The sequence below is a fragment of the Staphylococcus sp. HMSC056G08 genome (assembly GCF_001812305.1).
GTDB lineage: Bacteria > Bacillota > Bacilli > Staphylococcales > Staphylococcaceae > Staphylococcus > Staphylococcus simulans.
Map to the genome: position 1 here is coordinate 1 of NZ_KV808523.1, position 4,912 is coordinate 4,912.

7 protein-coding genes are annotated in these 4,912 nt (G+C 34.6%); 1 reads left to right on the forward strand and 6 read right to left on the reverse strand.

Annotation, left to right across the window (positions count from 1 at the left end; genetic code table 11):
* Positions 1-90 precede the first annotated feature (90 nt).
* The 4 genes from HMPREF2846_RS10665 to HMPREF2846_RS10680 form a co-directional block, all read right to left on the reverse strand.
* On the reverse strand, positions 91-690 hold the full coding sequence (locus HMPREF2846_RS10665; RefSeq protein ID WP_070626618.1) for a DsbA family protein: 600 nt from the start codon (positions 688-690) through the stop codon (positions 91-93).
* Between the two features lie 194 nt (positions 691-884).
* A complete protein-coding gene (locus HMPREF2846_RS10670; RefSeq protein WP_070626614.1) occupies positions 885-1,616 on the reverse strand; it encodes an amino acid ABC transporter ATP-binding protein in 732 nt (243 codons plus the stop codon).
* Complete coding sequence (locus HMPREF2846_RS10675; protein ID WP_023015074.1) at positions 1,613-2,347, reverse strand: amino acid ABC transporter permease; 735 nt, start codon at positions 2,345-2,347, stop codon at positions 1,613-1,615. Before HMPREF2846_RS10675 ends, HMPREF2846_RS10670 begins: the two co-directional genes overlap by 4 nt.
* Positions 2,331-3,113: an amino acid ABC transporter substrate-binding protein gene (locus HMPREF2846_RS10680; RefSeq protein WP_070626615.1), complete on the reverse strand. Its 783-nt coding sequence runs from the start codon at positions 3,111-3,113 to the stop codon at positions 2,331-2,333. The genes HMPREF2846_RS10675 and HMPREF2846_RS10680 overlap by 17 nt, the downstream gene beginning before the upstream one ends.
* Positions 3,114-3,330: 217 nt before the next feature.
* Between HMPREF2846_RS10680 and HMPREF2846_RS14260 the strand changes: the two genes are divergently transcribed.
* On the forward strand, positions 3,331-3,438 hold the full coding sequence (locus HMPREF2846_RS14260; protein WP_002479749.1) for a putative metal homeostasis protein: 108 nt from the start codon (positions 3,331-3,333) through the stop codon (positions 3,436-3,438).
* A gap of 317 nt (positions 3,439-3,755) precedes the next feature.
* On the opposite strand, the gene HMPREF2846_RS10685 is transcribed toward HMPREF2846_RS14260, so the two are convergent.
* Positions 3,756-4,442, reverse strand: coding sequence for a 2,3-diphosphoglycerate-dependent phosphoglycerate mutase (locus HMPREF2846_RS10685; protein WP_002479750.1), 687 nt, complete (start codon positions 4,440-4,442; stop codon positions 3,756-3,758).
* A gap of 236 nt (positions 4,443-4,678) precedes the next feature.
* Positions 4,679-4,912, reverse strand: a 234-nt coding sequence (locus HMPREF2846_RS10690; RefSeq protein WP_305366921.1) for a cation transporter dimerization domain-containing protein, incomplete at its 5' end; no start/stop codon positions are given.

Genomic DNA, 4,912 nt, shown 5'->3' on the forward strand with positions numbered 1-4,912 from the left:
TGTGTTTTTGCTCACCAGCCCTATTTGACAGAGATCCTAAAAAAGACAGTTTGCATCGTGACGCCTCACCACACAAACTGTCTTTTGAACTTATTCTTCTAGTAATTTTTTATAGTATTTAAATTGATAGGGGTCTTTTACAATCTGTCCATCAATATAAACTACTGGTACTGTGTCTATCTTTTTCTCTTTCGCTAAAGCTTTATCTTTTTCAGCTGCTTTATATGACTTGCTGTCTTTGGTTTTATAATCTTTTTTAATCTCTTCTTTTGTTTGTTTTGAGATATTGAGTTCATCAATCAGACCATCTAGTAATTTTTCATTAATCCATGGTTTTTTATGATCTTTTGTTTCAGGTTGTTCTGTATAGATTTTTTGTTGGAAATTTAAATATTGTTTCGGCGCATAAATTTTAACCGCATGTCCGGCACGTGAACCGATAATTGAATCCTTACCTAAGAAAGCCACATTAACCATTTGATAATCAGCTTTACCTTTATCGATATAATCTTTCTTCAGTGTCGGCATGATATGGTCTTCTACTTTCTTGCAGTAAGGACATTTATAGTCCGCGAATTCTACAATTTTAATTTTATCGCCTTTACCTGCTAAATCAGGATCTTTTTGAGAACAGCCTTGAACAATGACTGCCAAAATAACAGTACTAATAAATAATAACCATTTTTTCATTTCATTTACGCCTCGATTCATGAGTTTTACTTCTTTGATGCGAATCGACTTCTTGTCTTATATTTTTTCTACTCACTCTATTTTTATACTCATAAACCTCATCATACACCTGAAAGCATCACCTTTCTAGTTTGAAACGACTTAAATAAAAATAAAAAGCCTTCGATTATGAATTAACCGAAGACTTCCTATTATTATTGTTCTTGAATTACATTTAAGAAGCGTTGTAATGCTTCTGTTTTAGGATGTTCAAACAACTCAGATGGAGGACCTTGTTCACCAATCTGACCTTCATTGATAAAGACAGTTTTATCTGAGACTTCCTTCGCAAATCTCATTTCATGCGTGACGATAACCATCGTCATACCTTCTTGAGCAAGTTCTTTGATAACACGTAAGACTTCAACAACTAACTCTGGATCCAGTGCTGAAGTCGGTTCATCAAACAACATCACTTTAGGGTTCATCGCTAAAGCTCTCGCAATCGCCACACGTTGTTGTTGACCTCCAGATAAAGCAATAGGATACTGATCTTTCACATGCGTCAAACCCACTTTTTCTAGTAAGTGTTCAGCACGTGTTTTCGCTTCACTTTTAGCCATTTTCTTTACGACAATCAAGCCTTCCATGACATTTTCAACTGCTGTTTTATGGGGGAATAAATTATAGTTTTGGAATACCATGCCAGATTGTTTACGTACACGAATTTGTGATTTCTTATCCTCATTCGTATAAGTTTCACCATTTACAAAGACTTGACCTTCTGTCGGTAATTCGAGCGCATTCATCATACGTAATAAAGTTGTCTTTCCTGAACCAGAACGTCCGATTAATGTTACAACTTCACCTTCAGCGACTTCTAAGTCGACACCTTTAATCACTGTTTTATCTCCAAATGCCTTTTTGATTCCTTTTAATTCAATCATGCGCGATACCCTCTTTCTAAGTAAGCTTCATAGTATGACTGAATCACTGAGATAATAAAACATACTACCCAGTACATTAAAGCAACCAGAATATAAATTGTTAAATATTCATAAGTTGTTGATGCAACTTCTTGTGCTTTTCTGAACATTTCAGCTACTAAGATAAACCCAACTAATGATGTATCTTTCAATAAATTTAAGAAAGTATTACCTAATGACGGTACCGACACTCTGATTGCTTGAGGCAAAATAATACGTCTGATTGTTTGACTGTAATTCATACCAATTGAATATGCCGCTTCTGTCTGACCTTTCGGAATAGACATAATACCACCACGAATTATCTCAGATGCATAAGCACCTACGTTTAAAGATAATCCTATAATCGCAGCCACAACTGAAGGCAGTGTCCACTGGGTATCTGGATTATTCGTAATCAATCTGCCAAGTTCCGGCAAACCATAGAATATGATAAAGAGTTGTACAATCATCGGTGTGCCTCGAATAATTGAAACATAAACACGTGCAATACTACGCAATATCTTACTTGTAGAAATACGCATTAAAGCTGTAAATAATGCGATAAGTAAACCTAATACAAACGTTACCAGCGTAATGGGAATAGAATATTTTAATAAACCGCCAAGCATCGGCAAGAATGCTTGTTGTGCTGCGTCCCATGCGTGTTGCTGCTGGTCATTTAGCACAATCGCATTAAGGTTTAGAAACATCTTGACCAAACCATTTCTTACCTATTTTAGCTAACTCACCATTTTTCTCTAATTTATCTAAAGCTTTGTTAACTTCTTTAATTGTTTTGTCATCTGTTTTCTTAGAGAACGTGAATGCTGTTTTACTTTTTTCTGCATTGCCTTCAATCACTTTAATTTTCGCATTAGGTTTTTGCTTAATATAGTCTAAGTAAGATAAATTATCGTTAAATGTACCGTCTGCACGATGAGACTGAATCAAATCTACAGATTGGTTAAAACCATCTACTTTTACTAATTCAGCACCTTTTTTCTTCGCTAACTCACCGAAGTTAGATGTGAATGTTTGTGCCATTTTCTTACCTTTGACATCATCAAAACTTTTGATGTCTGTATTATCTTTGTTCACAACCACAACACCTTTAGAGAATGTGTATGGTTTCGAGAATTTATATTTTTGTTCTCTTTCTTTATTAATACCGACTTGGTTTGCGATCACATCAAAACGACCTGAATCTAGTCCAGCAAACATTGAGTCCCATTGTGTTTCTTTAAATTTAACTTTATAACCCATTTCTTTCGCTACTGCTTTTGTAACATCAATATCATAGCCAGTCAGCTTACCTTCTTTATCATGGAAAGTAAAAGGTGCATATGTACCTTCTGTCCCAACTACAAATGTTTTATCATCTTTATCTGATGACTTTTTATCATTTGAACCATTGCCGCATGCTGCAAGTGCCACCGCAATAACTAGTGTGAATACTGCTAACAAAATTTTCTTCATAACATTTCTCCTTTTATCCTTATCAATCTAATCGGAATACTTAATATTTTAAGTCAAGTCATAACTTCCGTCAATACAAATTACTCAGACTTAACCGATTTAAAATGTGACGATATTGAGAACGTTTCTCAATTAATTTTATAAATCGTAATCATTCCTATTTACAAACATGTATTTTTCATGCATAATAGGAAATACGATTAGGAGGCGAAAAAAAATGAAACAAGATTTAGCAACAGCAAGACGTAATTTAAGTAGCCCGAATATCAAAACGCGTAAACGTGCGTTAAAGATTATCAAGGCACATAAACGTAATAATAAATAACGTTTTCCATATACTTTGCAAATGATCCTTTAACATTAATTTTCACAGATTTTATGTCCAAGACGTTTTTCACAAACACTTATTTGTGCTCTACCCATTAAGCACACCTCTGCAGCTGGATATAAACAGTATTTCAAAAAACATTCCCTTAACTTTTTATTCCTAGACAATTAATAGTTGTAGTCTATTAAACGCGATTGGTCATTTGCAAAATTATAGCCTGAGCACCCTACTTCCAAGGTTGCTCAGGCTTTTTTACATATATGAAAAAAACAGCGGTAAAATAACCGCTGCTCTTTCATGATTCATCTATTACTTTATAAATATCTTTTAGAAACAAAGTTCAAGTTGTCATCTAATTCATAGATTAAAGGTGAACCTGTTTTAATTTCATAACCTACGATATCTTCATCAGATACCCCTTCAATATGTTTGATTAACGCACGTAATGAGTTACCGTGTGCTGAAACTAATACTGTTTTACCAGTTAAAAGTTCAGGCGCAATTTGATCATCCCAATAAGGAATAACGCGTGTTAATGTATCTTTTAAACTTTCTGAAGTCGGTACAACACGTGCATCTAAATCACTGTATTTACGATCAGCTAAATCTGCTTCACGTTGTTCTGCTGTAGCTTCTGGAGGTGCGATGTCATAAGAACGACGCCAAATATGCACTTGTTCTTCACCGAATTCTTGACGTGCAGCATCTTTGTTTAAACCTTGTAATCCACCGTAGTGTCTTTCATTTAATCTCCAAGTTTTATGAACTGGAATAAATAATTGATCAGAGCGTTCAAGTAAATAGTAAGTTGTTTTGATAGCTCTTTTTAATACGGATGTGAAGGCAACATCAATTTTGATTCCTTCTGCTTTTAAGCGATCACCTGAAGTCGTTGCTTCTTCTTTACCTTGGTCAGATAAATCAACATCTGTCCATCCAGTAAATAAATTTTCTGCGTTCCAAATACTTTGACCATGTCGGCATAATATTAATTGAGGCATATATACCCTTCCTTTCTTCTAAGAAAAGCGCTCAATTTGATATACATCACTTTTCATCTCATATTTTACCACTTTTTTATACAACATCTCATAATTTTTAGCTTAAAATGAAAAGATAGAAAATTTGTCACATTTTCACTCTATAAAAACAAAATGATGAACATATGTCGCTTGGTGTTAAATCTCTTCAAATAAAAACAGCACCTAAGCAATGGCTTAAGTACTGTTTACCCTATTTATGAATGATGCACTTCATGAGATTCTTCTTCAGGATGATATGGTTCTGGATGTACGTAAACCGAAGATACACCTTTACTATGCATATGTGTTTCAACTCGGTCACAAATAGCATGCGCTTCTTGTAATGTTAAGTCTGGTTCTACCGCAATGGTCACATCCACGAATACACTGCTGCCGTGATAACGTCCTTTAATACTGTTGACCGCAATGACATCTGACACTTCTAACAC